Origin of the sequence: Bradyrhizobium sp. BLXBL-03 (assembly GCF_051853015.1) — a bacterium.
Taxonomy (GTDB): domain Bacteria; phylum Pseudomonadota; class Alphaproteobacteria; order Rhizobiales; family Xanthobacteraceae; genus Bradyrhizobium; species Bradyrhizobium manausense.
In genome coordinates, this window is the sequence record NZ_CP182470.1 from 3,531,363 (window position 1) to 3,556,748 (window position 25,386).

Genomic DNA, 25,386 nt, shown 5'->3' on the forward strand with positions numbered 1-25,386 from the left:
TGTTTCGACCCATGAGATTTGCGGCCGTCGCTCTTGCCCTGCTGGCCGCGACCATCTCGTCCGTGCGTGCGGCCGAGGTCACCTATGACGACACCGCGCGCTTCCTCGCGGGCATGCAGCCTTCGGCGGATTCGCCGCTGATGGCGCTGACCAGGGACCCATCCTGGCAGCATCACGCAAAATTCTTCGACGGCGCCTTCGCCCAGCTCGAGCAGCGGCAACTATCGAAGATCCGGAGCTGGGCCGACGTCAATCTCGCCGCGCCGCGGCCGACGATGTTCTATTTGTTCAGTGGGCCGGATTTCCTTTACGCCAACGCCTTCTATTCCAAGGCCAGCACCTATGTGCTGGGCGCGCTCGAACCTGTTGGCGCGGTGCCTGATTTGAGCAGGCTGTCGCGCGGCTCGGTCGACGCCGCGGTGTACAATGTCGAGCGCTCGCTCGGTTCGATCCTGAGCTTTTCCTTCTTCATCACCAAGCAGATGAAGGTCGACCTGCACACCAATCAGGTCAACGGCACCTTGCCGATCCTCTACGTTTTCCTGGCGCGCTCCGGCAAAATCATCCGCAACGTCGAGATGGTCGCGCTCGACGACAAGGGCGGAGTACACGTCGGCAATGACAATCCTGGGCCGAGCGCCACGCGCGGCGTCCGCATCACATTTGCCGGCAGCGACGGGGAAGCGCGCACGCTGTATTATTTCTCGACGGATCTCTCCAATCCTGGGGCACGCGCCGCAGGCTTCCTGAAATTCTGCGAGACACTCGGCCCGGGCAACAGCCTGATCAAGAGCGCGTCCTATCTGCTGCACTCCGGCAACTTCACCGTCGCGCGGGACTGGCTGCTTGCCAACAGCGCGACCATCATCCAGGACGATTCCGGCATTCCGCTCGCCAACTACAATCCGCGGCAATGGCGCTTTTTCCCGTTCGGCCGCTATCTCGGTCCGATCAACGAATTCCCCGGCCGCTATCAGGAGCGTTACGCCGAATTGTTCACGCGCGCGCAGCCCATCGACTTCGGCGTCGGCTATCGCTGGCGCATGCACGAGTCGAATTTGCTGCTGTCGGTGAAGGTCGCGGGGGGCGATGCGCTGCCTGCCGCGGAGACGTCCTCGTTCGCCGAGCCGCAGCCGAAGCCGCTGCGCCCGAAGCGGCCGCGTCCGCCCGAGCCGATTCCACCGCCGCCCGGACGCTTTTTCTGGTTTCGTTAGCTACCAGTGCACGCTCTGGCTGGGCACGATGAATGCCGTGGTGCTTGGCGGCGTTGCAAGAGATGTTGCCAGATACCACCCGGAGCCGATGACCAGCACGAGCAATGCGACGATCGCGATCATGTCGACGGTACGCGGATCGTGATCCCTGGGATTGAAGCTAAGATGCAGACCAGGCCTGAAATGAAAATGACGGCTGATTTTCCAGCGCATTGTTGTTTCCTCCCGCGGGAGCATCACGACAACGCTAGGGGGAAGTTCCGGTTCCGCTCAGGGCAGCGATGCGTGAAGCACCGCAGTATGGTTACGGGGCGTTGACGCCGCGCCAGCGGCCGTAGCGCCACGGCAAATACCAGCGTGCGCTTTGCGGGGCAGCGAGAGGCACGTTGTCGATGCCTGATGTGCCGAAGGGATTGCAGCGCAACAGCCGGGCGATTGTCATCCAACCACCGGCCCAGAGTCCGAAGCGCTCGATGGCTTCGTCGCCGTATACGGAGCAGGTCGGCAGGTGTCGGCAGTTATAGCCGACCAGCGGCGACAGCGTATGCCGGTAGAGCCAGATCAGCGCGCGACCGAATCTGCGCGGCAGCCGCAGGGCTTGGGCAACGGGTGCGGAACAATGCTCGCAGGCTGAGTGCTTCATGTGCGATGTGCCGACGTCCTGTGCGCACCAATGCTCGGTTCCAGCGCAGGGAACAGCGAGCTGTTGTACGCGCGCCATATTTTGCCTGCTTTCAGGGAGCAGTGCAGCAAGTACCTATGGACGATCTGTATTCCCCCGGATACCATTTTTGTGACGTCCATGTGTAGACTCGCGGGAACATCGATACGGGGCTTGCCTGAATCGCCTTGGGGCTTGGGGAAGGAACCAGTTTGAAAGTTCTGAAGTCATTCAATCTTCGTGGCTGGTTGCTGGTGGGAACCGCCGCTTGTGGCGTCGTGTTGTCGGGGGCCATCGCGACCCTTGGCTCGCCGGCCAGCGCTGGCGCCTCGCTCGAAGAGCGCAAGCTGCCGATGAAGTTTGGCTGGGTTGCCTGCGAGCCCAATTGCCGCGGCTGGGTCAGCGCGGTCGGCATTATCACCGCAGATACTCCGAAGGACTTTGACGATTTCGCCCGCGGCCGGCAGCTCGGCGGCGCTACAGTGGTGCTCGACTCCAGCGGCGGTTCTGTCAACGACGCGATCACGCTGGGCCGGCGCTTCCGCAATCTCGGTCTCCTGACCACCGTTGGGATCACGCAGCAGAACGGCGGCGGGAAGGGCGCCCGTCCGAGGATCGCCTCGGAGGCCTATTGCGAATCCATGTGCGTGTTCCTGCTGCTGGCCGGCAAGAAGCGCTACGTGCCTGATGCGGCCCATGTCCGCGTCCATCAGATCTGGATGGGCGATCGCGCCGACGACGCCAAGGCAGCAAGCTACAGCGCGCAGGATTTGATGATCGTGGAACGCGACATCGGCCGGCTCGCCAAATACACCTTCGACATGGGCGGGGCGGGGGATCTGCTGTCGCTCGCTCTGAACGTGCCGCCGTGGGAAGATCTGCATGAGCTCGATGCGTCTGAGCTGAAGCTGACCAATCTCGTCACGACCGATCTGGTGTCCGACGTCCTGCCGCATGTGGACGTTGCTGCGCCTGCAATGGCGGACCTTGCGCCAAAGACGCAGGCAAGGTTCGGCGAGGAACCGGAGCCTGCCAAGTCGACCAAGACGGCGGAAGCGCTGGTCCCGACTGGGGGCGTGGCGACGCCGGCCGCGGCGCCGCAGAAGTAAGAGCCTCAGTATCAGGCTTGCACAGTGGCCGGGTGCTTCGCCTTGGCCTCGATTTGGCCGATCGCATCGACCACGGCATCGAAGGTGAGGAGCGTCGAGGCATGACGCGCCTTGTAGTCACGGACCGGCTCGAGGAATTTAATCTCTTCCCATTTGCCTTCAGGAGGAGCGCCGTTCTCCTTGAGCATCTTGCGAACGGTTTCGCGTAACTCACGGAGTTCGCTCGCAGTCGAGCCGACCACGTGACTTGCCATGATGGATGAAGAGGCCTGTCCCAGCGCGCACGCCTTCACGTCATGCGCGAAGTCGGTGACGGTGTCGCCCTCCATCTTGAGGTCGATCTTCACGGTCGAGCCGCACAGCTTGGAATGGGCGGTCGCGGTGGCATCGGGGTCCGGCAACCGTCCGAGGCGCGGAATATTACCGGCCAGCTCGATAATCCGTTTATTGTAGATGTCGTTCAGCATGTGATGGAGTCCAACACTTACCTGCCGGATCGGCCTTGGCTGGCGCGGTCCAGGGTCTTATATAGGGGCGGAACTGGCGGAAAAACAGTCCGGCGGTGCGTCGGCGGTGATCCATATCCGCTCAGCCGGCGTTGTGCCGAGTGGCCTTTTTCGTCAAAACCGCTCTCTTCAGGCGTCCGGCGGCTTGTCCGCCCCGTCTGCCGGTGACACTCCGGCCGCAAGGCCGTCGAACGGAGTAGACATGGACGCAACGATCAAATCCATCCGCCCGAACAAGCCTTCCGACCGGCAGCCCGAGAGCCGGCCGGCCGAGCTTGACCCCGCTGAATTCCTCGCGGCCGCTGTCCGCGCCGACCAGCCGCGCCCCGCGCGTGCCGAGGCGGAAGCGGCGGTGAAGACGCTGCTCGCCTATATCGGCGAGAACACCGGGCGTGAGGGCCTGCTCGACACGCCGCGCCGCGTGGTCGAGGCTTTCGACGAGCTCTATCAGGGCTATCACCAGTGCCCGGCCGAGGTGCTCGATCGCACCTTCGGCGAGACCGCCGGCTATGACGACTTCGTGCTGGTGCGGGACATCGAGTTCACCTCGCAGTGCGAGCATCACATGATGCCGTTCTACGGCAAGGCGCACATCGCCTATACGCCGGTGGAGCGCGTCGTCGGACTGTCCAAGCTTGCCCGCCTGACCGACATCTTCGCCCGCCGGCTCCAGACCCAGGAACATCTGACGGCGCAGATCGCAGCCGCGATCGACGAGATCCTGAAACCGCGCGGCGTTGCCGTCCTGATCGAGGCCGAGCATACCTGCATGTCGGTGCGAGGCGTCGCCAAGCATGGCGCCTCGACCTTCACCAGCCGCTACACCGGCATGTTCCGCGACAATCCTGCGGAGCAGGCCCGGTTCCTGTCCATGGTGCGAGGCATGACGCGCTGACCTCGCGAACAACTGGCGAGATTTGTCGTGTCAGCTCACTCCCATGAGATCGAGGAAGGCCTGGCTTTCCTGCCCAAGTTCGATGCGAATGGCCTCGTGACCTGCGTGGCGACGGACATCGCCACCGGCGACGTCCTGATGGTCGCGCATATGAATGAGGAGGCGTTGCGCAAGACCATTGCCACCGGTGAAGCCTGGTACTTCAGCCGTTCGCGCAATGCCTTGTGGCGGAAAGGTGAGACCTCGGGTCAGACCCAGCGCGTGGTCGAGATCCGCACCGATTGCGACCAGGACGCGGTCTGGATTCGCGTCGAGCAGATCGGCGCGGCCTGTCACACCGGCCGAAGGTCCTGCTTCTATCGCAAGGTCGAGGCCGAAGGCGGGGGCGCAAAGCTGGTGTTCGTCGAGGCGGACAGGCTGTTCGATCCGAACGCGGTCTACAAGAAATAGCCTCCCGTCATTCCGGGGCGCACCGAAGGGGCGAACCCGGAATCTCGAGATTCTGGGTTCATCGCTGCGCGATGCCCCGGAATGACGGTGCCTCCGGAATTAACCCCGCATTAACCATACATGTCCCACGGTGGGACGATCGGGCGTCCGAATTGCCGGCGCCGCTCAAACGCCGCGCGGGGCGGGCGCTACATCATGTCGGTCGACAATTCCAGTGCCACGCAGATAGCCGCGAGCGACGGCTTGAAGCGTGTCGCTGGTGCGATCAAGCAGGGCTCGAACCAGACCGGCGTCAGCTTCGAATACATGCTGACCACAGCCAAGATGGAATCGGATTTCGATCCATCGGCTGGCGCCACCACGTCATCCGCCCACGGCCTCTATCAGTTCATCGATCAGACCTGGCTCGGCACGGTGAAGGAGGCGGGTCCCCAGCTCGGCTATGGCAACTATGCCGATGCCATTACCAAGACTTCGTCGGGCAGCTACACCGTCGACGATCCCTTCATGAAGCGCTCGATCATGAAGCTGCGTGACGATCCAGAGGCCGCATCCAGCATGGCGGCGGCGCTGACGCAGTCGAACAGCTTCAAGCTCACCGGTCTGCTCGGCCGCAGGCCATCCGACAGCGAGCTCTACATGGCGCATTTCATGGGTGTCGGCGGCGCGGCGAAACTGATCGCCAATGCCGAAGACAATCCACAAGCGGTCGGTGCGCGGCTCTTTCCCAATGCGGCATCCGCCAACCGCTCGATCTTTTACGCCAGGGACGGCCGCGCGCGCAGCGTCTCTGAAGTCTATTCGGTGCTGAATGCGCGCTACGCCAGCGCTTCGAACGCGAAATCGACGCGCAGCGCGATGGCGATGTATGGCGACACGCCCTCGACCGCGCAGGTCGCCGCCGCCAATGGCGTGCAGCCGATGGTCAACAGTGCCGCCTATCTCCAGACCTTTCCGGAGGCGCGCGGCGTGACACCGGTGAGCGCAACATCGGCAGCCAGCGTCGCCGACAACACGCCGGTCACGCCGGCTTTCCGCTCGATCTATCAGCCCGGCGATGCGACGCAGCCGGTCTCGACGACGGTGCAGAAATTGTGGGGCAACAACGCCTCGCTCACGTCAGTCGCCTCGGCAACACCGGACGTGCGCCCCCCGCAACCGCTCGATCTCTTCAGCGATCGCAGCGGCGCATACTCCAGCTAGCGCGGCCGCGCCCGCTCGGCGAGTTTCAGCCCTTAACAAATCATCAATAAAACCAGCGAGTTATGGTGAACGCTTTGTTAAGCGTCGTGGTTTATTTTGTGTTGCAGGCGACATCCAGTCACCGCTTCGTTTTTCGTTGCGTAAGCCGGAAGCAACATGATTGTTCGGCAGTTCATCAATTGGATCAGGACCGCGCCCGCCGGTGAGCGGGCGGAGGCAACGCGGGCGTTGGCCCGGGCCTGGCTCATCTCAGATCTTTCCCATGACGACCGCGTCGCCGCTGAAGGCGCGCTCTTGATGCTGCTCGACGATCCTTCGCCGCTGGTGCGGCAGGCGATGGCCGAGGCTTTTGCGCGCAGCACGGACGCTCCGGCGTCGATCGTGCGGGCATTGTCGGCGGACCAGCCGACCGTGGCGCTCCCCGTGCTCGAACATTCGCCGCTGCTGATCGATGCCGATCTCGTCGACATCGTCGCGACCGGCAATGACGAGGTGCAGTGCGCGGTCGCCCGCCGCATCAACCTGCCGGTCTCGGTCTGCGCCGCCATCGCCGAGGTCGGCTGCGCGGCTGCGGCCCTCGAGCTGATCGAAAATCCCCATGCCGAGCTCGCCCCGTTCTCCTGGACGCGCATCGTCGAGCGCCACGGCCATCTCGCCGCGATCCGCGAGGCGATGCTGGTGCTGGATGATATTCCGGCCGCAACGCGCGCCGCGCTGGTGGCAAAACTCTCCGATACGCTGGCCCAGTTCGTCGTCGCGCGCAACTGGCTGAGCGCCGATCGCGCCGAGCGCATGACGATCGAGGCCCGTGACCGCTCCACCATCAACATCGCGGCGCGCTCGCGCGGCGATGACATGCAGGGCCTGGTGAAGCACCTGCGCGTCACCGGCCAGCTCACCGCGGGCCTGATCCTGCGCGCGCTGCTGTCGAGCAATCTCGACCTGTTTGATGCAGCGCTGGCCGAGCTCGCCGACCTGCCGCTGGCGCGCGTCTCGGCTCTGCTGCACGATCGCGGCGGCAACAGCCTGCATGCGCTGCTCCGTCGTGCCGGGTTGCCGGAAGCAACCTTCGCTGCATTTCAGGTCGCGCTCGATGCCTGCCACGAGCAGGGCTATGTCGATACCGACGACACCGCGGCGCGCTTGCGCCGGCGCATGGTCGAGCGCGTGCTCACCCATTGCGAGAGCGACCGCGGCGCCACCGAGCCGCTGATGGTCCTGCTGCGCCGCTTCGCCACCGAATCAGCGCGCGAAGAGGCGAGGCTGTTCTGTGACGAGCTGGTCGCAGAGGACGCGATTGATCCGATGTATGACGATTTGATCGCGGCGTAACGAGATGCCGTAGGGTGGGCAAAGGCGCATAGCGCCGTGCCCACCATTTTTATCCGTACAATCAAGTTTGGTGGGCACGCTTCGCTTTGCCCACCCTACGATACTACAATCTTCATAATGATGAGCGCGTACTACTCCACCGGCACGATGCTCGGCGCCAGGATCACCTCGAGATGCTCGGGGCGGTCGCGGTTGACGTCTGTGAGATAGTCGTCGGCTACCTTGCGCAGACGGCGGCTGAGCTCGGCGGAGACGCTGATGCTGTCGAGCCTGGTGTTCTCGTGCACGATGGCGAGGATGGCGTTGATATGGTGCGTGAACAGCTCGGCCGGAACCTTCTCGAGGTCCGGGGCATGCTCGATGATGCGACACAGGCTCTCGGCAACTCCCGCCGCGGCCGGAAAACCGAACGTCGCCGCGTCGCCCTTGATATCATGCGCGGCGTGGAACAGTTCGTCGCGTCGTTCCTTGCTGAAGCCGTCGTTACGAATTGCGACGTAGGCAGTCGAGAGACGGTTGACCTCGGTCGTCATCCAGCTCTTGAACTCGCCGGATAAACCGGCCAGCGCCTGCTCGGCGCGGCCGATCGGATCATCCATGTCCTTTTCCTCGACCCGACGCAGGACTTTGCGCAGCGGATTGGGCTGCGTGATCAATTGATGCGTGGCAAAGGCCTTGACCTCGATGTCCTTTGCGCTGTTCTTCGCCATGATGCCTGCCTCGCCTGATGAGACGTTGCGCTAGATGGTGGAGCGGGCCTTGTCGAGCAGTGAGGGCTGCTGGAGCACCTCGTGCTTTTCGCCGACACGGCGCTCCGGACCCATATAGGCGGAATTGGTGTTGCGGCGCCGGTCGGGGCCGAAATAGGTCTTGGTCTTGATGAAGGGCCGGGGGCTGGCGACGACGTTGAGGATGCGCTGGTAGAGGCCCTTGGCCGATATCGGCTTGGCGAGGAATTCGGTGACGCCGGCATCGCGCGCGACCGTGACGCGGCGCTTCTCGGAATGCCCCGTCAGCATGATGATCGGTGCGTAGGGATTGCCCTTGGATTCGGGCTGCCGGATCATCTGTGCCAGCTCGAGCCCGTCGAAGATCGGCATCGCCCAGTCGGTGATGACGATGTCGGGCACGTAGTGGCTGTACATTTCCAGCGCAGTGGCGCCGTCCTCGGCCTCATAGACCTCGCGGGCGCCGAATGAATGCAGCAGCGTCCGCAGGATGCGGCGCATATGGGGATTGTCGTCGCAGACGAGAAAGCGCAGCTTGTTGAAGTCGATGCGGAACATGACGCCCGGGCCAAAGCGGTCAACCTTCGTTAACCATATCGTGGCTCGGGTTAACGAAGCGTTGCCATCGGGCGCCCGGGAGGGGGCCTCAATAGCCGAACTGCTCGCGCAAGATGCGCTCTTCCAGGCTGTGGCCGGGGTCGAACAGCATGCGCATCGAGATGGATTTGTCGGACAGGACTTCGACGCGCCGGACCCTGCGCACCTCCTCATGGTCGGCGACCGCCGCGACCGGGCGCTTGTCGTCCTCCAGCACCTCGATCACGACATAGGCGGTGTTGGGGAGCAGGGCGCCGCGCCAGCGCCGGGGCCGGAAGGCGCTGATCGGCGTCAGTGCCAGCAGCGCCGCATTGATCGGCAGGATCGGGCCTTGGGCGGAGAGATTGTAGGCCGTCGAGCCCGCCGGCGTCGCAACGATGATGCCGTCGGCGATCAGCTCGGGCATGCGCTCGCGCTCGTCGATCAGGATGCGCAGGCGCGCCGCCTGGGAGGTCTGCCGGAACAGGTAGACCTCGTTGATGGCGTGGTGCAGATGGACGCGGTCGTTGACGTCGGTCGCGCGCATCAGCAGCGGATTGATCTCGGATTCATGCGCCGCCTCAAGCCGCGCGCGCAGATCATGCGTCGAGTACTCGTTCATCAGGAAGCCGACCGTGCCGCGGTGCATGCCGTAGATCGGCTTGCCGGAGCGCATGTGGTGGTGCAGCGTCTGAAGCATCAGCCCGTCGCCGCCAAGCGCGACCACGACGTCGGCCTCGTCAGGATCGCAATTGCCGTATTGCGCCGTAAGCTGGTGGAAGGCGGCCGCGGCCTCGCTGCCCGGGCTGGCGACGAAGGCGATCCGTTCGTATCGCGATGGCTTGGTCATGGCTTCCAGGCAGGTGCCGCTGGCTCGAGAAAGGTCCGCCGAGGTCGTCTATACGACCTGGGCCCGTATTGTCGAGGATGACCGGTTGGCAAGGCAAACGCGGGAGGCTGACCGGACGTCCCGTCTGAGGGCAAAAGCCGACTTCATCGGCCCCGGAAAGCCAATCCAGGGGCTCCGATCCCCCAAACCGTCGCAATTGGCGGCTATTTCCGGGATTGAAAGCAGCGAGCGGGGGCAGGGAGAACAATCATGTTTATGAGCTTGTCCATGCAGCGCCGTGCGGGGCTGGTGCTTGCGGTCGTTGCTTTCGCGCTCGCGGTCCCGGCGCGGGCGGACGATCCGCCGCAGCCACGCAACGAGGCGTCAACGCCCGCCGGACAGAAGACTGGGCGCGGCGGCAATGCACAAAATGCGGCGCAGGCTTCGCCAGCGGCTTCCGATCGTCGCCTCCCGGATGACTCGACCACCAAACAGACCCTCGATCTGCCGGGCCGAACCCTCAACTTCGCCGCGACCGCCGGCTCGATCCGGGTCTTCAATGAGAAGCGCGAGCCGCTCGCCGACGTCGCCGTCACCTCTTACGAGCTCGACGGCGCCGACCGCGCCACGCGTCCGGTGACGTTCCTCTTCAACGGCGGGCCCGGCGCATCCTCGGCGTGGCTCCAGTTCGGCGCGGTCGGGCCATGGCGGCTGCCGCTTGACGGCGAGGGGCTGTCGCCGTCGGCCTCGCCCGAGGTGAAACCGAACGCGGAGACCTGGCTCGACTTTACTGATCTCGTCTTCATCGATCCTGTCGGTACCGGCTACAGCCGCGTCATCGCGAGCGATGAGGATGCGCGCAAGCGGTTCTACTCGGTCGACGGGGATGTCAACTCGATCGCGCTCGTCATTCGCCGTTGGCTCGAAAAGCACAACCGGCTGACCTCGCCGAAATATGTCGCGGGCGAAAGCTATGGCGGTATTCGCGGGCCGAAGGTCGTGCGTCAGTTGCAGATTCAGCATGGCGTGGGCGTCAGAGGCTTGATCCTGGTGTCACCGCTGCTCGATTTCCGCGAGTTCGCCGGCACCAGCCTGTTGCAATATGTCGCGAGCTTGCCGAGCTACGTGGCGGTGGCGCGCGAAGCCAAGGGACCGGTCAAGCGCGCTGATCTCGCCGACGTGGAGGCCTATGCGCGCGGCGAGTTTCTGGCTGATCTCGTCAAGGGCGAGGCGGACAAGGAAGCCACCAATCGCCTCGCCGACAAGGTTGCCGAACTCACCGGCATCGACCAGGCAGTAAGCCGCAGGCTCGCCGGCCGCTTCGATGTCGGCGAATTCCGTCGCGAGCTCGATCGCAAGAACGGCATGGTGACCGGGCGCTACGACGGCTCGGTGCGTGGTCTCGATCCGTATCCGGATTCGGGCAGCTCGCGCTTTGGCGACCCTTCCGGCGATGCGCTGCAGGCGCCGCTGACGAGCGCCGCGGTCGATGTGCTCACGCAAAAACTCAACTGGCGGCCCGACGGCTCTTATGAAGTCCTCAATGGCTCGGTCGAGCACAACTGGGACTTTGGCGGCGGCATCAACCCACCGCAATCGCTGTCGGAGCTGCGCCAGATTCTCGCCACCGATGCGAAGCTGAACGTGCTGGTCGCGCACGGTCTGTTCGATCTCGCGACGCCCTATTTCGGTACGAAGCGGGCGCTCGACCAATTGCCGGCCTTCGCGACAGCGCGCGTGAAATTCGTCGTCTATCCCGGCGGTCACATGTTCTATTCGCGCGACGGCTCGCGGCAGGCGCTTCGCGGCGAGGTCGAGGCGTTGGTCAGGGAGTAGGCCGTCGTTTCCGCGGCGGATAGCGCCGCGCGATCTCGCGCGCCACGACGCTTCCGGGTTTGAGGTTTGCTCCGCCAAGCCAGACGTCGCGGATCTTGCCGCGCTTGTCGCGATCGCGACGCACCGGCTCACCATGGCTGGAATAGCCGGCTGCCCAGACGAGCTTGCCGGTATCGCGGCCAGTGACCTCGATCTCGCCGGCGTCCATGAAGGGATTGTTGAACTGCGGGTTGGCGACCAGCACGCGATTGCCGGCCGGCACGAAGTCTGTCGCGCCCCAGATCGTCCACCAGCGGCCGGTCCAGTCGCGCACGCCTCGATCGGGTGCGCCACGTGTTTTGAAGACGCGCAGGATCTGCATCGCGCCGTCCATCCAGAACGGTGCGGCGCCGTCGATGGAATTGCTGAAAATGCTGATCGCGAGCTCGCATTCGGGAATTGAGCAGGTCCGCGAGATATAGCCCTGGAAGCCACCGCCGTGGCCGAACCAGTCCCATCCGTCGGTCTTGCCGGCGTTGACGCCGAGGCCGTAATAGGCCTCGAAGCTCTGCGGCACGCGCCAATGATGCCGCGTCATCTCGCGGCGGCTCGCGACCGACAGAACGCTTTTCTTCGCGTTGGGGGCAAGCTGGGCAAAGAATCGCGCGGTGTCCGCGGCGGTGGCAACGAAGCCCGCGGCTGACGCCAATGCATGGGCCGGATTGTCGCCCGGGATGACGCAGCGTTCGCCCAGCGGCAGCTTGCGCGTATGGCCGCGCGCGAACAGCGCGCCCCTGGGAAGCGGCGTATTCGGCTCGGTCTCGCGAAGGCCCGCAGGCTCGATGATCTCGCGCTTGATCCAGGCGGAGTAAGGCTCCTTCGTCACGGCTTCGATGAGGAGGCCCATCAGGGCAAAGCCGTGGTTGGAATATTTGAAACGCGTGCCTGGCTCGATCGCGGTCGGCTGCTTCAGCTCGGCGAGCAGCTCTTTGGCGTTGAGATAGGGGCGGCTGTCGATGAACTGGCCGGAATCGACGCCGTCCCGCGTCAGCCCGGCGCTGTGCGAGAGCACCTGCGCAATCGTCGTCTCGGCGACGCGCGGATGCAGACCGCCGACATACTGGCCGACGGGATCGTCGAGCCGGAGCTTGCGCTGCTCGCGCAGCTTCATGATGCCCGCCGAGGTAAAGCTCTTGGAGTGCGAAGCGATGCGGAAGCGATGGCGCGGGGTGAGCTTCTCGCCGGTATCGAGATTGGCAAGCCCAAATGCATGCTCGGCGACGACCTCGCCGCGATGGGCGAAGGCGAGCAGGACGCCTGGCTGCTGGAAGGTCGTCTGTTGGAATTCGATCCAGGAGCCGATGTAGTCGATCGCGGATCGCAGCCACGTGTCCATTACTCTACCGGTTTGTGAGGGAGGATGGGTGTGCGAAGGTTAGCCGCAGAACGGGCACAACCTGGAAGGTTGTGCCCGTTCGCGTCCTCAGAAGATGCGATCTCTCAGTAGACGAGCGTCGCGCCGGTCGGCTTGTCGAGCGCGGCAGCTAGCGAGCGATATTCGGAGCTGTCGGTGCCGGCGAGCGAGGCGATCTTGTTCAGGTGATACTGCGCCTGTTCGCGGTTACCCTGCTCGAGCTGCCAGAGGCCGTAATACTGCCAGGTGCGGACGTGGTTCGGATCGTCCTTCAGCGCGATCTCATAATAGAGCTTCGACGACTGGTAGTCGCCGAGCTTGCGATAGGAGTAGCCGATCAGGTTGGCGACGTCGGCGACGTCGTCACGCTTGAGCTGCTTCAGTTGGCCGATCGCATCCGTATAGTCGTGCTTTTCGTAGATCGTGGTGTACGCGGTCCGGTACGCCGCGAGGAATTTCGGATCGCTGACGGAAGAGCTCTTCTTCTTGCCCTTCTTGGTCGATGTATCGGACTTCGGCGGCGAGGAGGGCTCGTCACTGCCGGCGGCATAGGCGCTGGTCAGAGCCGGTCCGGCCGCCAAGCTCATGGCGACAAGTCCCGGCACAAGAAGCGTTGCGAGTCTGCGCATCTAAGTTCTCCCGAATGGAACGTGGCGATCCTACACGATTGCCTAAAGACCGGAACACCCGGGCGGCAAAAACATTCCCTGCCGCCTCTGGGCGGTTCGGCGGCCGCAAGATGACAAACTTGTCATCCAGATGAACGGAAGCCTGCTACGCGCTTCAGAACGGGTTCAGCGCGCGCCGTCTAGGCTCTCCCCCATGATCGAAGAGTTGGCGAGAGGGCGCCGCCTCAAGATCCTTCCAAGAGGAGACCACCATGTTGAAGACCATTTCCGCAGCCTTGCTCGCAGCTTCCGTCATCGCCGCTCCGGCCTTCGCCAAGGATGCCGCCAAGACCACCGCGACTGCCCCGGTGATCAAGGCGGACCGGACCCAGAGCAAGGTCTCGACCCCCGCTGCCAAGCCCGACGCCGGCGTCAAGGCCGATGCCAAGACGGCTGACAAGACTGCCGACATCAAGTCGCCTGCCAAGGTCGATACCAAGACCAAGGCGATGAACGCCAACGCCGCGGTCACGCCGGACGAGCACAAGACCGTGCGCACGCATCGTCATCACCACAAGCATCTGTCGGCCAAGAAGTCGCTGAAGACGCAGTCGGGCCTCACCAAGCCGGTGACGACCGAGAAGCGCAGCTAACGACTGACCCCAGCGAGGCGGCGTCCCTGGCGTTGCCCCGTCGTCTCGCGCGGAGTTCAGGCCCGGCCCGTTCGTCATGCTTCGCGTCATAGCGCGAGGTGCTGACGGCGGGCCGGTGCGCCGTTTGCGGAAGCGAATTCCCTTTGCGCAACCTTGGGGCTAGAACGTCTGCCGAACCGACTGACTGGAGAATTTGATACCTTGGGGCAATTGGCGAAACGCGCGATGGTCCTGTTGCTGCCTCTGGCGCTCGCGGCCTGCTTTGGCGATGGTGACCGTCCGTCCCTGATGGAAGGGGCCCAGGCCGGCGGCCCGCAGCCGTTTCCCGACAATTTTCGCGGCGATGCACTCGCTCTGATTCACGCCTATCTCAACAATCCCGTCGGCGTGCGCGACGCCAGCATGGCGGATCCGGTGCTGCGTGAGATCGGTGGACGGCAATTCTACATCAGCTGCCTGCACTTCACGCCGCGGGAGACTGACGGCAGCTACAAGGCCATGCGCGAGCGCGCCGTCGTCTATGTCAATGGCAGGGCCGACCGTGTCGTCGATCGCGCCAGCGAGCTCTGCGCCGGCGCGGTTTACGCACCCTTTCCAGAACTGGAAAAGATGACGCGGTAGCGCAAAGCCCGCCTTCATCGCGGACTGCTAGATCAAGAGCTGCCGGAGCTGCTGGATCACATTTTGGCGAGCTTTGAACGGGGCGGGTTTGCCTTGCGACAAATCGTTACGGCAAGTTTTGCGCGAACGAAAATCGGTCGCGGCAAGCGGACGTGACGGAACAAAATCGCGATGTTGCCGTCCCGTCACAGTAACGAGCGATCAACGTTCCGGCATCGCCGCGAAGCAACCAAATTCACGCCACGTTGTTTCCCGAGGGTCGAATTTGAAAGAACGGGGATGATCATGAAGAGGTTTTTGCTGGGCGCAGCAGCTCTGCTGGCGATGGCCGCACCGGCGGCCGCTGCAGACATGCAGCCGCGCCCCTACACCAAGGCTCCGGCCTACACGCCGCCGCAGGTGATCTACAACTGGACCGGCTTCTATATTGGAGGCCACGTCGGCGGCGCCTTCGCAGGCGACACCACCTTCCAGTCGAGCGACGCCCGCTTCCTGGGTGGCGTGCAGGGCGGCTTCGACTACCAGTTTGCGCCCAATTGGGTGGTGGGTGTCGAGGCCCAATATTCCTGGCTGCCGACCAACAACAAGGGTGTCACGTTCCCGCTCGGGACGCAGGTGACATCGAACACGGACCAGATCGGGTCGGTGACGGGCCGCCTCGGCTACACCTGGGGCCCGGCCCTGCTTTATGCCAAGGGCGGCTACGCCTGGCGCAATGGCGGCCTCGGCGTCAACGTCGCCGGCGTGCCGCAGCCCTTCACCGCCAGCGGCAACAGCAAGGACGGCTACACCGTCGGCACCGGCCTCGAATACATGTTCGCGCCGAACTGGTCGGCCAAGGCCGAGTACCAGTATTACAATTTCGGTAGCACGACGATCACCTCAGGTCCGGCCGACGTCGTCGGCGTCCGCGGCCGGGACGACGAGCATACCGTCAAGGTCGGTGTGAACTACCGCTTCGGCTGGGGTGGCCCGGCCTCGCGCTACTGAGCCGCCCGGAGCAACCACGATCACGATCCGACAAAGGCCGGCTTTCCGCCGGCCTTTTGTTTGTCGGCGCCTGTTGTTTTCATTGTGTGAACCATCTGGCGCGTCATTTGCAAGCCAACGGTCTTGCGGGCGCTTCTCTCGCGTGTCACGGGCATCGGGTAAAGCAAAAATAATTTTTGCGACTTACGGAACTCGTGCTCCGGTACGCGGATTAGAGCAATAACCGGGCTGGTGGGATGACGAACATGCGTATCTTGGCGTCGGTGGTGGTCGTCGCTTGCTTCGCCGCGCTCCCCTGCGCTGCCCAAACAATCCTCAAGTCCGAGCCTCTGATGTTGGCACCTTACGAGGTCGCCTTCGTGAAAGACGCCTCCTGTCCCTCCGGCAAGGTGCTGAAGGTTACCGGAGCAATCCGCGGGCTGCATCGCCGCAAGGCTTGCGTGTCGCTCGCCGGTGAGCAGGCATCGCTGGCGATCGCGACACCCTGAAGCGCGCTTTGCACCGAAGCACGTCTTAGCCGGGGCTCACGAACCGAGCTGAAGCTCCATCCTGGATTCCCGCTCCGCGTCCGCCTTGTTCTTGGCGGGATCCTCGCCTTGGGCGGCCCGGCAGGATTTGATCTCGTAGTCGTTGTCGAGCACCCGGCGCGGACCGGGCCGCTCGTCGTCGGTCCCGACGTCCACGACCAGCCCGCTACGTTGCGCGAGCTTCCAGACGTCGGCTTCATCAGGATAGGCCTTGCTGATCTGGCTGTCGTTGCAGAACAGGGCGTAGGGCATGCTTCCCGCTCCCGGAAAACGCGTTAACGGCTTACGGGCGCGGCCGGTTCCTGAGCTATCACGGGCCCGTGATCGGCGATGGGTACTTGGATGCAAGGCGGGACCTGAGTCCTTAACGAGTCCTGAATCCTCCAAAAAAGAAACCTTGGGACTCGTTTGGCGGAATCAGCGGATGTTTCCGGCCATGACGACCGACCTTAAAACCTGCTGTGGGCACCTGCTCCTGCCACTGACGCTGGCACTGATCGGCGCCTGCGCAGCCAATCTTTGGCTGGTGTGGTCCTGGTTGTAGGCGGGCGGTCCGATCCTACTTGCGAGCCGTCGGAGACGCGTCGGTATCGCGGATGGCGGCGCGGAGCTTGGTCAGTGTCGCCACACAATATTCCTCGCGTTCGCGCTCGAACCGCTCCTGATGCTTCCTGAAATTGGCGATGCGGGTCTGCATCTCGCTGCGGAAGTCGCTACCCATTCGCGGTGCGGGGGTGAGCAGGGGCTGGGGCGCCGGAGGGTTGATCTGCGGGGGCGGATCGGCCTGCGCCTGTTCAGGCGTCACGGTCGTGGCCCGGACGGAAACGCTCTCCGTTGCCAGGACCGGAGCAGCTGCAGCGGTATCCGGCTGACGGAAATCGTCCTTCTTGCCAGCAACCGATTGCACGAAGGCCAGCGTCTGCGCGATCAGAGCGTCGCGCTCCCTGATCCACTTCATGATCCACCACCCTGTTTGACCCATTCCACCAAAGCCGGGGCACCGAATCAAGAAGGTTGACCGGGGGTTGCATATTTTTCCCAATCGCCTGACATTAGGCGGATGGATTCCAGCGCTGACCCGTCGGGCGAAGTGCAGGGCTTGCGCCTTGTGCGCGCCTTCCTGTCGCTGCCGCCCGAGAAGCGGGCGCAGGTGATTGCGTTCGTCGAGGATCTCGTGCGTGCCCATGTCCGACCAGATGACTGCCGGGAGGCCTCCCCGGATCACTAGTGCTGGCGCGGATGCCCGTTCGCTAGCCCGCGGAACGCCTTGAAAGGAGGCTCAAGCTTACGCAGGGCTTACGACCAGGCGCGATTGGGTATTTTTCCGTAACCTCATTCACGACGCTTATTATCAAATGTTAATTTCCTCCGGTTCCAATGCGGCCGCTGGGACAGTTCCGGCGCAGGAACCGGGTATTTGAAGGCGGCTGCGAGATGGCCAAGACCGTCGAGGTGTTCAAGACCAACGCGATCGAGGTCGAGCGCCTCAAGGCCGCGCAGGTGGAAGCCGAGCAACAGGCCGCCGAGCAGCGCCGCCGTGACATGTTCAACCTCGCCGATGGCTTCGAGCGCGCGGTCGGCGAGATCATCGATACCGTCGGCTCCGCTTCCACCGAGCTCGAAGCCTCGTCCTCGACGCTCGCTACGACGGCGCAGCGCGCCCAGGAGTTGACCTCGGTGGTCGCGGTCGCCTCGGGCGAGGCCACGGGCAACGTTCAATCGGTTGCGACCGCCACGGAGGAATTGTCGTCCTCGGTCAACGAGATCAGCCGGCAGGTGCAGGAATCCGCACGGATGGCGAGCGAAGCTGTCAACCAGGCGCGCACCACCACCGAACGCGTCAGCGAGCTCTCCATTGCCGCCACGCGCATCGGCGACGTCGTCGAGCTGATCAACACCATTGCCGGCCAGACTAACCTGTTGGCGCTGAACGCCACCATCGAGGCGGCACGGGCAGGCGAGGCCGGCCGCGGCTTTGCCGTCGTCGCCTCCGAGGTGAAAACGCTCGCCGAGCAGACTGCGAAGGCGACCGGCGAGATCAGCCAGCAGATCTCCGGCATCCAGACCGCCACCCAGGACTCCGTGACGGCGATCCGCGATATCTCCGCAACCATCGAGCGGCTGTCTGAAGTGTCCTCGACCATTGCCGCCGCCGTCGAGGAGCAGGGCGCCGCGACCCAGGAGATCTCGCGCAACGTTCAGCAGGCCGCTCACGGCACCCAGCAGGTCTCGGCCAACATCACCGACGTGCAGCGCGGCGCCGCTGAGACCGGTTCGGCCTCCTCGCAGGTGCTCTCGACCGCGAAGATGCTGGCGACGGACAGCACCCGCCTGAAGGACGAAGTCGGCAAATTCCTGCGGACGGTGCGCGCGGCCTGATCCCGCGCGACCACGGCCGGCGGCCCCGCGCCGCCGGCGCGCCGCTGCTCCTATTGCGGCAGCAGGAACGCCATCGCGATCGCGAAAAGGAAGAACGTTGCGACGACGGCCGTGACGGCTCCGGCGATGATTTTGGCGTTTTCTCGGTTGGTGTAGGAAGGCATGCGGTGCGCATGCTACCTCATTCAGACTGTTGATCCAATCTGTGGTCGCTCGCCGTCCCCGCGCTTTTCCTGCGAAGAACATCCACATCATGGGTAGCTGAAGCCACCCTGAAGCGGTCAGGTGGCGAGCCGTGCCTGGAAGAATTTCGTGACCCGATCGATCGCATCCCGAGTCATCGGGTCTGTGTCCGAGAAATCAAAGCCGTGGGCTCTGCCGGGATAGGGCACGAATTCGGTGTCGGCGCCGGCCAACTTGCCGAGCGCAACCAGCTGCCGGCCTTCCTCGATCGGGACGTTCTTGTCGGCCTCGCCGTGCAGCACGATCAGCGGCGGCAGGTGCTTGATCTTCGTGGCCATGGCGTGAGGCATGCCGCCATAGAGCACCGCGAGGGCTGCGATGCGCCTGTCACGCGCGGCCGCTTCGGCGGCGATGTAGCTGCCGAGCGAGAAGCCGAGGAGGCCGATGCGTCCCGAACTGTCGGATCGGCCGAGGACATCAGTCACGGTGGCGGCGACCGTGTCGGCCCAGCCGTCGAACCGCTTCGTTTCATAGGCCTCACGGACCTCGTGTGAGGTCGACGTCAACGCAGCCATGTCGGCTGTCGTCATGTAGCGGAGAAAATAGGTGTCGATACCCCGCGCCGTCAGCGAACCCGCATATCGCTCATAGGCGCGCGTCCTGAGCTCGATGCCGCGGGCGCCGTGCAGCGCGATCACGGCGGGACGCCTGTCCGATCCGGCCGCCGCATAGCGCGACACGGAGAGGCTGTCCCCGCCGGAGGTGACATTGAGCTCTTCGCCGGGAGTGCCGCGTGCGGCGATGGGCGCTAGCAGGGTGACGAGGCCGGCTGCAGCGGTTCGTCGGGTGATCATCAGCGAACTCGCTCGCGGGAGATTTCGGATTGAATGCCGTGCCCCTATAGTATGCTTGCGACGGAATCTTGACGCGAGTCCCATCCGATGATCTCCCATCGTCCCGCTGTGCTCGCCCATGAGCGGTTCGTTGCCGACCGTGAGAATTTTGCAGGTCTCGACCTCGCCGCGCGTTTTGAGAGGATCGCGCGGACCAATTTGTGGGGAGCTGCGACCTCGGTCTCGGGCCTCGGGTCGGAAGATCCTGCCACCGCGGCGATCGGCGATGCTCTGCCTGGCCTGCTGCATCGGCTGGGCGCGCGTTCGCTGCTCGATGCGCCCTGCGGGGATGCCGGCTGGATCGGGAGCATGCAGCTCGATGTCGACTATATCGGCATCGATATCGTGCCATCGCTGATCGCAGCCAACGGCGCCCGCGTCGCGCGAGGCGAGTTGCGCGGCCGTTTTCTCGTCGCCGACATTACGCGCGATTCCCTGCCGCGCTGCGAGGTGATCCTGTGCCGCGACTGTCTCGTGCATCTGAGCTTTCAGAACATCGCGCGCGCTATATCCTGCTTTCGCGCCAGCGGCGCGCAATTCCTACTGGTCACGACCTTTCCGGAATGGGACGATAACAGCGATTGCGAGGACGGCGATTGGCGGGCGCTCAACATGACGAAGCCGCCGTTCGGCTGGCCGCCGCCGCGCGAATTGATCAACGAGCGCTGCGGCGAGGGCGGTGGCGGCTGGCGCGACAAGAGCCTCGGGCTCTGGCGGCTGGATGAGTTGCCCGCCAGCTGAGCGCGCCTGACGCCCGGCCATCATCGCCGCGGCTTAAGCGGACATCGAAGCAATGAATGCAAGGAGTGGAGTCTATGATCGACGCCAGATGCAGCTGCGGCGCGCTTGCGCTGTCGCTTCCGGGACCGACCAACCTGGTCGCGGCCTGTCACTGTCTCGAATGCCAGCGGCGGACCGGCGCGCCGTTCGGCGTTGGTGCTTTCTATCCGGTCGAACGGGTCAAGATCTCAGGAGCGCCGAAGGAATATGTTCGCGCCGGCGAGAGCGGCGGCAGGGTCCGGTGCTATTTTTGTTCCGATTGCGGCTCAACGGTCTTTTGGAAGCCGGACAAATTACCGTCGATGATAGGCGTTGCCGTTGGTGCAATCGCTGACCCCAATTTCCCGGCGCCGATCAAATCGGTGTTCGAGCGGTCGAAGCATGCATGGGTCAATATCGACGGCACGGACGTCGAGCATCTGCAGCACGGCAGCCTAACGAAGACTTCGAGCTGAGGGATGCGCATCGCGCGCTGGTGCCGGCTGAGGGGATTGCGCAATTTAGCCGACAAGAACAAAGCGGAATTGTCAGCTTTGGCATCTGGTCGGACGCCGTTCCCCCAAGCCGGCCGAAAGGACGGTGAACGGCTCAGCCGAACAGCCGTCGACTGACGTTGACGATAAAGCCTGCCGGGACACCAATAATCGCGCCGATGAGCCCGTACCCTATGGCTCCCCACGGACCAACCATTAGGCTGCCGTAGAAGAACCCAATCCCGCAGCACAGCACCGCCATGGCTAATAACGTCTGATCGTTCTTCTCCTCGGCGCGATGACGCCGCCGTTCAGCGCGGCTCTGAACGTATGGCCCTGCAGGCTCGCGCGAACCGCAGGCTGGGCAAGCGAGAGCAGAAAAAGAGACCGGGCCGCCGCAGTCGTGGCAGTTGATTAGTTCGCGCTGGGCCGGGCTACGCTTCATGTAGTCACCATAGATTCTCTTCGTCCCCGGCGCTACGGCTGCCACTCGGACACGAGCATAGGGCGGTTCGCCCTTTCCGAAAACGCATAGCGCTCAGGCGCAGTTGCATAGTTGGACAATACAGGAAGATTTCGCAATGGCTTCAAAGACGATTTGGTATAGGTCCGCACTCGGACCAACTTTCGAAATTGCATCGCTAAGGGACTCGACAGAATTTGTTGTACTGTCGATACCTTCGCCGGTCGCAGTGATTGTTACTCTGCGAACGATATCGCCTTCCATTTGGAAATTGCCTTTCACGGGCCGCTTGTGCGACCCGACTTGTTCTCAATAAATTGTTGAAATGAATCTGCGTCGAACCAACCGCCAACACGCTACGACGTCGCAGCTAGGATTGTTCGCTTGTCGCCGTTGCGGTTCAGCTTGACGAACGTATCGACGCCGCGAACTGTTTTGCGGGTTCGTAGTCGCCCTCCCCGCCACCATATGACTTCGGCATTCGCGCGGGTTCTTGATCGCATTCGCTAAGACCGGGTCCATGGGGCGCGTTCGAACGGCTTCCTTGCCGTTTACGCGGTCCCAATTGGCTCGCAGGTGGTGTCGGGGATTGAAATAGTCAGTCATCATCACTCCAATAAAAAAGGCAGCTCTACCGGCTGCCCTTGTGTTGCGTGCAATTGCCCGTGTACGCGGCGGGTCATGAATCGGATAAGTTGTTGACTTGGTCCTATCTGTGGTTACGGCATGCACTATTGATCGGTTGGCGTAATGATGTCCGGCGCCTTTCGGCCTGTTACACGCGCGGCACGCTCGCTTGATCATTCGATCACAACATCAGCCGTGTGAAGGAAACCCACGGGTATATCCACACCAATTGCCTTTGCAGTCTTTAGATTGACCATAAGCGTGAGCTTCGTCGCCTGCTGAATAGGGATATCCCTAGGAGCCACGCCGTTTAGGGCCTTGCCTACTTCCTCCGCCCAGACACCGAAGTAATATGGATAATCTGGCGCATAAGCCAAAAGGACTCCTGTGCTGTCGGCAATATCCGTCCACCACGTTATGGATGGCAAGCGATGCTTGACTATCAATTCTAAATCAGTTCTCGGTGTTCGGAGTTGGGAGGAAGGCCGTTTGCCATAAGTGCATCAACCTTTTGCTGCGCCATCATTTCAAAGGCATGCCTATAATCCGGTTCTTGTGCCGAGCGATCCAAAGGCGCGCCGATAATTGAAACTCCCGACCGCTTGCCCGCGTCCTTCACAGCCTGTCCCCATGCACCTTCCCATTCTGCACGGTTTGAGAGATAGGCAACGCGCTCTGCCGTAGGGACGGCTTGCCGAAGAAGGTCGAGATGCTTCCCTTGCATCTCGATTCCGGCATCCAGCGAAACGCCGGTAATGTTACGCTCGGGTCGGGCCAGATTTTGCACAATCCCAGCAGCGACTGGATCGCCGAATGTCGCAATAATCGGAATTGTGGTTGTTTCTTTCGCGGCCTGAAGGATGAATTGATGATCAAACCAAAGCGCCATAACGTCAGGCTTTCGTAACAACATGCTGCGAGCAACTTCAGCATATCGTTCGGGCTGTCCGTCGGTAGCAAAGCGATCTACGATCAGGTTTTTGCCTTCCACAAACCCGATCTGCTCCAATCGCCTAAATGCCCGTACCGGCATTAATCTTGGGCCTAAGGTGGTCGAACAGATCGTTTCGCTCGTAAGCGACGTAATCCAGAAGGAAGAGCATGCACAGATTGACAAGATCAAGTCCGATCAATCCGCCGATGTAAGTGAAGCTCTTCGTGAAAATCCAATTCTCCGGCTAGGTCTTAAAGGGAAATCTGTGCTGGAGTATGTCGCTACAAAGCCCAACAACTGGTCGTCGGAAGAATTTGTATCTGACTTGACGATAGAAAGATTCCGTGCCGGTGCGGATTTAACAAGGAAGATTGTTGCGGCATCGAGCAACGCCGAGAACTACGAAGCGACTATAAAGCAGATCGTTGACACCATCGATGCAGGCAAGAAGGAAGCGCTGGCCGAGTATGTCATTTATCGGCGCAACATCATTTCACTGGTCGAGTCGGCGAGGAAATTCCAAGGTGACGGCAAGCACGCGCCGGAGGATGCGATACATGATTTGGTATTTCGCAGATTTTCGGACAGCGTCAACACAAGCGATTTCGAGCACAATCTCTGGCTCGTCGATGATGCGCTAGCATTTCTGCCGTACATATCGAGTGATCGCACGCTTCACGGGGGGCGCCGGAATAAGGGAGATATCGCATCCAGCTAAGGATCGATGGCGACGATCGTCGCGCCTATACCCGCAAAGGTTACAACTGGATCAGCAAGTTTCGAGGATTGCTGAGGCCTTCGATATCGAAGGTCAGGCCATCGTCGACGGCGAGGTCGTCGTCATTTATGAGAGCCGCACCAATTTCTCCGAGCTGCAGGCAGACCTCGGCAGAGGCGATCAGGACCGCCTGATCTACTTCGCATTCGATCTGTTGTGGCTGGACGGCAAGGATTTGCGCAAGGAGCCGCTGATAGAGCGGAAGAGACTGCTCAAGGAGCTGATCGAGGAGCAAAGCTCGAGGAGCCCATCTTGTTCAGCCAACACCATGAAGGGGACGGGCAGGCGCTGTTCGTCGCCGCCAGCAAGCTGAACTATGAGGGCATCGTCTCCAAGCGCGTGGATGCGCCATACCGTTCAGATCGCGTTGAAGCCTGGCAGAAGATCAAGGTCGTTCAGAGGGGTAAGTTTCCCGTGGTCGGCTTCATCAAGGATCCATCCGGCGTGGCCGCGCTGTATCTGGGCAAGAGGCGCTCGACACCGTCGCAAGCCCGAAGCAGAAGCTCACCAAGTCCATCAGAAAGCCGAAGGCCACGTGGGTCGAACCCAGGTTCTACGCTGAGATCGAGTATCGCGACATCACCTCCGAAGGTCTGCTGCGGGCCAGCTCGTTCAAGGGCCTGAGCAAAGGAACGCGCCGTTCATAGCGGCGTTTTCCCTTGAGTATGTGGAGTACCGGTCATGGATCCGGAAAAGCGAGTTATGAAAGCCGTCGCAGAGGCGCAGGGCATTCCGGCCCGGTATGTCGAGCCCGGTCCCAGGAATTGCGAGCAGACCATAAACCAGCTGCTGGACGTGCTCGATGACAAGGCCGTCGCGCAGGCGGTGGAGGAATGAAAATGGAAAAGCCCACAGCGGAACAACTCGCCGAGCTCAAGAGGCTCAGCGCGATCGCACGGGTGCCGGATGAATCGGAGATCGTGACCTCGAAGGAGGAAGCCGAGATCCGGATCCGCGACCTCAAAGACAAGGCTCGGATGGAATGATGCCCGAGAAGCCGATCAACGGCGTGGAGCCCGAACGGTCCGAGGATGACATCCAGCGTGAAGAGCTCGGTCCTCGCGGCGTACCTGGAAAGGAAAGCCCCGCGAAGATGACGCCACAGCGGAAGAAGAAGACGCCGAAGGAGGTCGATCCCGGGCATACGGCATGAAATCCATGGACACGTTCGCCCCGTCACGCCGTGTCGCGTTCACGACGGTCTCAATGACGAGATCGTCGAATGGAGCCCTCAATGGCTTCGATGTACCGCGAGCACGCGTCGAGATGGGATGAGGGTGTCATAGCCTGGGGCGGGCCTTTGCTCGACGGATGGGAGCCCATCATTCATACTTCTTGCGGCCATTGAAGGTGCAGGCGGAGCTGGGAACCCTCGATTCCTTGCGGCGTTGCATCGTCATCAATATTCCCCTTGAGGAGGCCCGATGGCCGCAGCGAAGAAGCAGACCGCGCGTGGACGCAAGCAGGACCGCGCCCGCGTGGCCAAGGGATCGGACACGAAGTCCGGTATGAAGCGAAAAAGACCGGTCGCTCGGCGTCAGCCGTGAAGAAAGCGTCAAGAAGGTCGGCAACAGCCGCAAGCGGGTTGAGAAGCGGCTCGGCCCTTAATGAGCGGGGCCCCTCAGATGACGGGTGAAGGCAGTGAGCTCCGCACGCTGGGCTCGACGTCCTGCAGATTTGGGTCCGCATGAACGCGATCTCGTCGTCTCTTGGCGGGCTCGTCTACATCCCTGAACCAGGGCTTG

General features: G+C 62.6%; 35 protein-coding genes and 2 pseudogenes. 22 read left to right on the forward strand and 15 right to left on the reverse strand.

Going from position 1 to position 25,386, the window contains the following annotated elements:
- The first annotated feature begins 11 nt into the window (after window positions 1–11).
- Window positions 12–1,214: a hypothetical protein gene (locus tag ACNJX9_RS16790; RefSeq protein ID WP_439409583.1), complete on the forward strand. Its 1,203-nt coding sequence runs from the start codon at window positions 12–14 to the stop codon at window positions 1,212–1,214.
- Here the strand turns inward: ACNJX9_RS16790 and ACNJX9_RS16795 are convergent, their stop codons facing one another.
- Complete coding sequence (locus ACNJX9_RS16795) at window positions 1,215–1,427, reverse strand: hypothetical protein (RefSeq protein ID WP_439409584.1); 213 nt, start codon at window positions 1,425–1,427, stop codon at window positions 1,215–1,217.
- Between the two features lie 91 nt (window positions 1,428–1,518).
- On the reverse strand, window positions 1,519–1,857 hold the full coding sequence (gene yidD, locus ACNJX9_RS16800; protein ID WP_439409585.1) for a membrane protein insertion efficiency factor YidD: 339 nt from the start codon (window positions 1,855–1,857) through the stop codon (window positions 1,519–1,521).
- A 230-nt stretch (window positions 1,858–2,087) separates the two neighbouring features.
- Between yidD and ACNJX9_RS16805 the strand changes: the two genes are divergently transcribed.
- Entirely contained in the window at window positions 2,088–2,984 is an 897-nt protein-coding gene (locus tag ACNJX9_RS16805; RefSeq protein ID WP_439409586.1) for a hypothetical protein, read from the forward strand.
- A gap of 11 nt (window positions 2,985–2,995) precedes the next feature.
- Here ACNJX9_RS16805 and ACNJX9_RS16810 read toward each other — a convergent pair whose 3' ends face one another.
- Complete coding sequence (locus ACNJX9_RS16810) at window positions 2,996–3,451, reverse strand: iron-sulfur cluster assembly scaffold protein (protein WP_439409588.1); 456 nt, start codon at window positions 3,449–3,451, stop codon at window positions 2,996–2,998.
- A gap of 241 nt (window positions 3,452–3,692) precedes the next feature.
- On the opposite strand from ACNJX9_RS16810, the gene folE reads away from it, so the two are divergent.
- From folE to ACNJX9_RS16830, 4 genes are all read left to right on the forward strand, one after another.
- Complete coding sequence (gene folE, locus ACNJX9_RS16815) at window positions 3,693–4,385, forward strand: GTP cyclohydrolase I FolE (RefSeq protein ID WP_057744242.1); 693 nt, start codon at window positions 3,693–3,695, stop codon at window positions 4,383–4,385.
- A 27-nt stretch (window positions 4,386–4,412) separates the two neighbouring features.
- A complete protein-coding gene (gene hisI / locus ACNJX9_RS16820) occupies window positions 4,413–4,835 on the forward strand; it encodes a phosphoribosyl-AMP cyclohydrolase (protein ID WP_057744238.1) in 423 nt (140 codons plus the stop codon).
- Between the two features lie 195 nt (window positions 4,836–5,030).
- Complete coding sequence (locus ACNJX9_RS16825) at window positions 5,031–6,038, forward strand: lytic transglycosylase domain-containing protein (protein ID WP_439409589.1); 1,008 nt, start codon at window positions 5,031–5,033, stop codon at window positions 6,036–6,038.
- 156 nt (window positions 6,039–6,194) lie between these two features.
- Window positions 6,195–7,370: a DUF2336 domain-containing protein gene (locus ACNJX9_RS16830; RefSeq protein ID WP_271619667.1), complete on the forward strand. Its 1,176-nt coding sequence runs from the start codon at window positions 6,195–6,197 to the stop codon at window positions 7,368–7,370.
- 131 nt (window positions 7,371–7,501) lie between these two features.
- Here the strand turns inward: ACNJX9_RS16830 and ACNJX9_RS16835 are convergent, their stop codons facing one another.
- The 3 genes from ACNJX9_RS16835 to ACNJX9_RS16845 form a co-directional block, all read right to left on the reverse strand.
- Window positions 7,502–8,080 (reverse strand): Hpt domain-containing protein, encoded by a 579-nt coding sequence (locus tag ACNJX9_RS16835; protein ID WP_439409590.1) that lies wholly within the window; start codon window positions 8,078–8,080, stop codon window positions 7,502–7,504.
- A gap of 30 nt (window positions 8,081–8,110) precedes the next feature.
- Window positions 8,111–8,656: a response regulator gene (locus ACNJX9_RS16840; protein ID WP_057745877.1), complete on the reverse strand. Its 546-nt coding sequence runs from the start codon at window positions 8,654–8,656 to the stop codon at window positions 8,111–8,113.
- An 88-nt stretch (window positions 8,657–8,744) separates the two neighbouring features.
- Window positions 8,745–9,524 carry an NAD kinase gene (locus tag ACNJX9_RS16845; RefSeq protein WP_220002556.1) on the reverse strand — a complete coding sequence of 260 codons (780 nt, stop codon included), beginning with the start codon at window positions 9,522–9,524 and terminating at the stop codon, window positions 8,745–8,747.
- 249 nt (window positions 9,525–9,773) lie between these two features.
- Between ACNJX9_RS16845 and ACNJX9_RS16850 the strand changes: the two genes are divergently transcribed.
- On the forward strand, window positions 9,774–11,339 hold the full coding sequence (locus ACNJX9_RS16850) for a S10 family peptidase (RefSeq protein WP_057745870.1): 1,566 nt from the start codon (window positions 9,774–9,776) through the stop codon (window positions 11,337–11,339).
- Here the strand turns inward: ACNJX9_RS16850 and ACNJX9_RS16855 are convergent.
- Together ACNJX9_RS16855 and ACNJX9_RS16860 are read right to left on the reverse strand one after the other, a co-directional pair.
- Window positions 11,329–12,714 (reverse strand): serine hydrolase domain-containing protein, encoded by a 1,386-nt coding sequence (locus ACNJX9_RS16855; RefSeq protein ID WP_439409591.1) that lies wholly within the window; start codon window positions 12,712–12,714, stop codon window positions 11,329–11,331. The two genes, ACNJX9_RS16850 and ACNJX9_RS16855, sit on opposite strands and share 11 nt — an antisense overlap.
- A 104-nt stretch (window positions 12,715–12,818) precedes the next feature.
- A complete protein-coding gene (locus ACNJX9_RS16860) occupies window positions 12,819–13,361 on the reverse strand; it encodes a tetratricopeptide repeat protein (RefSeq protein ID WP_439409592.1) in 543 nt (180 codons plus the stop codon).
- Window positions 13,362–13,612: 251 nt separating this feature from the next.
- On the opposite strand from ACNJX9_RS16860, the gene ACNJX9_RS16865 reads away from it, so the two are divergent.
- From ACNJX9_RS16865 to ACNJX9_RS16875, 3 genes are all read left to right on the forward strand, one after another.
- Window positions 13,613–13,993 (forward strand): His-rich protein BRANT, encoded by a 381-nt coding sequence (locus ACNJX9_RS16865; RefSeq protein WP_439409593.1) that lies wholly within the window; start codon window positions 13,613–13,615, stop codon window positions 13,991–13,993.
- 225 nt (window positions 13,994–14,218) lie between these two features.
- Window positions 14,219–14,614 carry a hypothetical protein gene (locus ACNJX9_RS16870; RefSeq protein WP_057745855.1) on the forward strand — a complete coding sequence of 132 codons (396 nt, stop codon included), beginning with the start codon at window positions 14,219–14,221 and terminating at the stop codon, window positions 14,612–14,614.
- 285 nt (window positions 14,615–14,899) lie between these two features.
- Window positions 14,900–15,604, forward strand: a complete 705-nt coding sequence (locus tag ACNJX9_RS16875; RefSeq protein WP_057745938.1) for an outer membrane protein — start codon at window positions 14,900–14,902, stop codon at window positions 15,602–15,604.
- Between the two features lie 20 nt (window positions 15,605–15,624).
- Here ACNJX9_RS16875 and ACNJX9_RS16880 read toward each other — a convergent pair whose 3' ends face one another.
- Window positions 15,625–15,912, reverse strand: coding sequence for a hypothetical protein (locus ACNJX9_RS16880; RefSeq protein ID WP_439410273.1), 288 nt, complete (start codon window positions 15,910–15,912; stop codon window positions 15,625–15,627).
- On the opposite strand from ACNJX9_RS16880, the gene ACNJX9_RS16885 reads away from it, so the two are divergent.
- The gene (locus ACNJX9_RS16885) at window positions 15,850–16,092 is read left to right on the forward strand and encodes a DUF6719 family protein (protein ID WP_057745935.1); all 243 of its coding nucleotides are present in this window, start codon (window positions 15,850–15,852) and stop codon (window positions 16,090–16,092) included. The genes ACNJX9_RS16880 and ACNJX9_RS16885 overlap by 63 nt on opposite strands.
- Before the next feature lie 36 nt (window positions 16,093–16,128).
- On the opposite strand, the gene ACNJX9_RS16890 is transcribed toward ACNJX9_RS16885, so the two are convergent.
- Together ACNJX9_RS16890 and ACNJX9_RS16895 are read right to left on the reverse strand one after the other, a co-directional pair.
- Complete coding sequence (locus ACNJX9_RS16890; protein WP_439409595.1) at window positions 16,129–16,383, reverse strand: hypothetical protein; 255 nt, start codon at window positions 16,381–16,383, stop codon at window positions 16,129–16,131.
- A gap of 307 nt (window positions 16,384–16,690) precedes the next feature.
- Window positions 16,691–17,089 (reverse strand): hypothetical protein, encoded by a 399-nt coding sequence (locus ACNJX9_RS16895; protein ID WP_439409597.1) that lies wholly within the window; start codon window positions 17,087–17,089, stop codon window positions 16,691–16,693.
- A 102-nt stretch (window positions 17,090–17,191) separates the two neighbouring features.
- Here ACNJX9_RS16895 and ACNJX9_RS16900 point away from each other — a divergent pair, with 102 nt between their 5' ends.
- Entirely contained in the window at window positions 17,192–17,359 is a 168-nt protein-coding gene (locus ACNJX9_RS16900; protein ID WP_271599251.1) for a hypothetical protein, read from the forward strand.
- Window positions 17,360–17,562: 203 nt separating this feature from the next.
- Window positions 17,563–18,510, forward strand: a pseudogene (locus ACNJX9_RS16905) (methyl-accepting chemotaxis protein); the annotation flags it as partial.
- A gap of 281 nt (window positions 18,511–18,791) precedes the next feature.
- On the opposite strand, the gene ACNJX9_RS16910 reads toward ACNJX9_RS16905, so the two are convergent.
- On the reverse strand, window positions 18,792–19,547 hold the full coding sequence (locus ACNJX9_RS16910) for a dienelactone hydrolase family protein (protein ID WP_057745843.1): 756 nt from the start codon (window positions 19,545–19,547) through the stop codon (window positions 18,792–18,794).
- An 87-nt stretch (window positions 19,548–19,634) separates the two neighbouring features.
- Here ACNJX9_RS16910 and ACNJX9_RS16915 point away from each other — a divergent pair, with 87 nt between their 5' ends.
- Together ACNJX9_RS16915 and ACNJX9_RS16920 are read left to right on the forward strand one after the other, a co-directional pair.
- Window positions 19,635–20,327, forward strand: a complete 693-nt coding sequence (locus ACNJX9_RS16915) for a class I SAM-dependent methyltransferase (protein ID WP_439409599.1) — start codon at window positions 19,635–19,637, stop codon at window positions 20,325–20,327.
- Window positions 20,328–20,401: 74 nt separating this feature from the next.
- Window positions 20,402–20,821 (forward strand): GFA family protein, encoded by a 420-nt coding sequence (locus ACNJX9_RS16920; protein ID WP_439409600.1) that lies wholly within the window; start codon window positions 20,402–20,404, stop codon window positions 20,819–20,821.
- A 133-nt stretch (window positions 20,822–20,954) separates the two neighbouring features.
- Here ACNJX9_RS16920 and ACNJX9_RS16925 read toward each other — a convergent pair whose 3' ends face one another.
- The 3 genes from ACNJX9_RS16925 to ACNJX9_RS16935 form a co-directional block, all read right to left on the reverse strand.
- Window positions 20,955–21,284, reverse strand: a complete 330-nt coding sequence (locus tag ACNJX9_RS16925) for a hypothetical protein (protein WP_439409601.1) — start codon at window positions 21,282–21,284, stop codon at window positions 20,955–20,957.
- Between the two features lie 818 nt (window positions 21,285–22,102).
- Complete coding sequence (locus ACNJX9_RS16930) at window positions 22,103–22,306, reverse strand: hypothetical protein (RefSeq protein WP_439409603.1); 204 nt, start codon at window positions 22,304–22,306, stop codon at window positions 22,103–22,105.
- A 71-nt stretch (window positions 22,307–22,377) separates the two neighbouring features.
- Complete coding sequence (locus ACNJX9_RS16935) at window positions 22,378–22,938, reverse strand: ABC transporter substrate binding protein (protein ID WP_439409605.1); 561 nt, start codon at window positions 22,936–22,938, stop codon at window positions 22,378–22,380.
- 40 nt (window positions 22,939–22,978) lie between these two features.
- On the opposite strand from ACNJX9_RS16935, the gene ACNJX9_RS16940 reads away from it, so the two are divergent.
- The 7 genes and pseudogenes from ACNJX9_RS16940 (at window position 22,979) to ACNJX9_RS16970 (ending at window position 25,249) form a co-directional block, all read left to right on the forward strand.
- Complete coding sequence (locus ACNJX9_RS16940; protein WP_439409606.1) at window positions 22,979–23,581, forward strand: hypothetical protein; 603 nt, start codon at window positions 22,979–22,981, stop codon at window positions 23,579–23,581.
- The gene (locus ACNJX9_RS16945) at window positions 23,526–23,954 is read left to right on the forward strand and encodes an ATP-dependent DNA ligase (RefSeq protein WP_439409607.1); all 429 of its coding nucleotides are present in this window, start codon (window positions 23,526–23,528) and stop codon (window positions 23,952–23,954) included. The genes ACNJX9_RS16940 and ACNJX9_RS16945 overlap by 56 nt, the downstream gene beginning before the upstream one ends.
- Window positions 23,955–24,156: 202 nt before the next feature.
- On the forward strand, window positions 24,157–24,288 hold the full coding sequence (locus ACNJX9_RS16950) for a hypothetical protein (RefSeq protein WP_439410073.1): 132 nt from the start codon (window positions 24,157–24,159) through the stop codon (window positions 24,286–24,288).
- A 34-nt stretch (window positions 24,289–24,322) separates the two neighbouring features.
- Window positions 24,323–24,478 (forward strand): hypothetical protein, encoded by a 156-nt coding sequence (locus ACNJX9_RS16955; protein ID WP_439409608.1) that lies wholly within the window; start codon window positions 24,323–24,325, stop codon window positions 24,476–24,478.
- Window positions 24,479–24,480: 2 nt separating this feature from the next.
- Window positions 24,481–24,627 (forward strand): hypothetical protein, encoded by a 147-nt coding sequence (locus ACNJX9_RS16960; RefSeq protein ID WP_156446776.1) that lies wholly within the window; start codon window positions 24,481–24,483, stop codon window positions 24,625–24,627.
- Window positions 24,627–24,794, forward strand: coding sequence for a hypothetical protein (locus tag ACNJX9_RS16965; protein WP_439409610.1), 168 nt, complete (start codon window positions 24,627–24,629; stop codon window positions 24,792–24,794). Before ACNJX9_RS16960 ends, ACNJX9_RS16965 begins: the two co-directional genes overlap by 1 nt.
- Before the next feature lie 271 nt (window positions 24,795–25,065).
- A pseudogene (locus ACNJX9_RS16970) lies at window positions 25,066–25,249 on the forward strand (DUF3606 domain-containing protein).
- The last annotated feature ends 137 nt before the right edge of the window (window positions 25,250–25,386 follow it).

Coding starts and splice junctions, on each gene's coding strand:
- ACNJX9_RS16870 (WP_057745855.1), top strand. CDS start 14,219: ATGGTCCTGTTGCTGCCTCTGGCGCTCGCGGCCTGCTTTGGCGATGGT.
- ACNJX9_RS16855 (WP_439409591.1), bottom strand. CDS start 12,714: ATGGACACGTGGCTGCGATCCGCGATCGACTACATCGGCTCCTGGATC.
- ACNJX9_RS16955 (WP_439409608.1), top strand. CDS start 24,323: ATGGATCCGGAAAAGCGAGTTATGAAAGCCGTCGCAGAGGCGCAGGGC.
- ACNJX9_RS16810 (WP_439409588.1), bottom strand. CDS start 3,451: ATGCTGAACGACATCTACAATAAACGGATTATCGAGCTGGCCGGTAAT.
- ACNJX9_RS16830 (WP_271619667.1), top strand. CDS start 6,195: ATGATTGTTCGGCAGTTCATCAATTGGATCAGGACCGCGCCCGCCGGT.
- ACNJX9_RS16795 (WP_439409584.1), bottom strand. CDS start 1,427: ATGCGCTGGAAAATCAGCCGTCATTTTCATTTCAGGCCTGGTCTGCAT.
- ACNJX9_RS16910 (WP_057745843.1), bottom strand. CDS start 19,547: ATGATCACCCGACGAACCGCTGCAGCCGGCCTCGTCACCCTGCTAGCG.
- ACNJX9_RS16965 (WP_439409610.1), top strand. CDS start 24,627: ATGCCCGAGAAGCCGATCAACGGCGTGGAGCCCGAACGGTCCGAGGAT.
- yidD (WP_439409585.1), bottom strand. CDS start 1,857: ATGAAGCACTCAGCCTGCGAGCATTGTTCCGCACCCGTTGCCCAAGCC.
- ACNJX9_RS16920 (WP_439409600.1), top strand. CDS start 20,402: ATGATCGACGCCAGATGCAGCTGCGGCGCGCTTGCGCTGTCGCTTCCG.
- ACNJX9_RS16840 (WP_057745877.1), bottom strand. CDS start 8,656: ATGTTCCGCATCGACTTCAACAAGCTGCGCTTTCTCGTCTGCGACGAC.
- ACNJX9_RS16865 (WP_439409593.1), top strand. CDS start 13,613: ATGTTGAAGACCATTTCCGCAGCCTTGCTCGCAGCTTCCGTCATCGCC.
- ACNJX9_RS16895 (WP_439409597.1), bottom strand. CDS start 17,089: ATGAAGTGGATCAGGGAGCGCGACGCTCTGATCGCGCAGACGCTGGCC.
- ACNJX9_RS16915 (WP_439409599.1), top strand. CDS start 19,635: ATGATCTCCCATCGTCCCGCTGTGCTCGCCCATGAGCGGTTCGTTGCC.
- ACNJX9_RS16860 (WP_439409592.1), bottom strand. CDS start 13,361: ATGCGCAGACTCGCAACGCTTCTTGTGCCGGGACTTGTCGCCATGAGC.
- ACNJX9_RS16885 (WP_057745935.1), top strand. CDS start 15,850: ATGCGTATCTTGGCGTCGGTGGTGGTCGTCGCTTGCTTCGCCGCGCTC.
- ACNJX9_RS16890 (WP_439409595.1), bottom strand. CDS start 16,383: ATGCCCTACGCCCTGTTCTGCAACGACAGCCAGATCAGCAAGGCCTAT.
- ACNJX9_RS16850 (WP_057745870.1), top strand. CDS start 9,774: ATGTTTATGAGCTTGTCCATGCAGCGCCGTGCGGGGCTGGTGCTTGCG.
- ACNJX9_RS16875 (WP_057745938.1), top strand. CDS start 14,900: ATGAAGAGGTTTTTGCTGGGCGCAGCAGCTCTGCTGGCGATGGCCGCA.
- ACNJX9_RS16845 (WP_220002556.1), bottom strand. CDS start 9,524: ATGACCAAGCCATCGCGATACGAACGGATCGCCTTCGTCGCCAGCCCG.
- ACNJX9_RS16925 (WP_439409601.1), bottom strand. CDS start 21,284: ATGAAGCGTAGCCCGGCCCAGCGCGAACTAATCAACTGCCACGACTGC.
- ACNJX9_RS16825 (WP_439409589.1), top strand. CDS start 5,031: ATGTCGGTCGACAATTCCAGTGCCACGCAGATAGCCGCGAGCGACGGC.
- folE (WP_057744242.1), top strand. CDS start 3,693: ATGGACGCAACGATCAAATCCATCCGCCCGAACAAGCCTTCCGACCGG.
- ACNJX9_RS16835 (WP_439409590.1), bottom strand. CDS start 8,080: ATGGCGAAGAACAGCGCAAAGGACATCGAGGTCAAGGCCTTTGCCACG.
- ACNJX9_RS16790 (WP_439409583.1), top strand. CDS start 12: ATGAGATTTGCGGCCGTCGCTCTTGCCCTGCTGGCCGCGACCATCTCG.
- ACNJX9_RS16900 (WP_271599251.1), top strand. CDS start 17,192: ATGGATTCCAGCGCTGACCCGTCGGGCGAAGTGCAGGGCTTGCGCCTT.
- ACNJX9_RS16960 (WP_156446776.1), top strand. CDS start 24,481: ATGGAAAAGCCCACAGCGGAACAACTCGCCGAGCTCAAGAGGCTCAGC.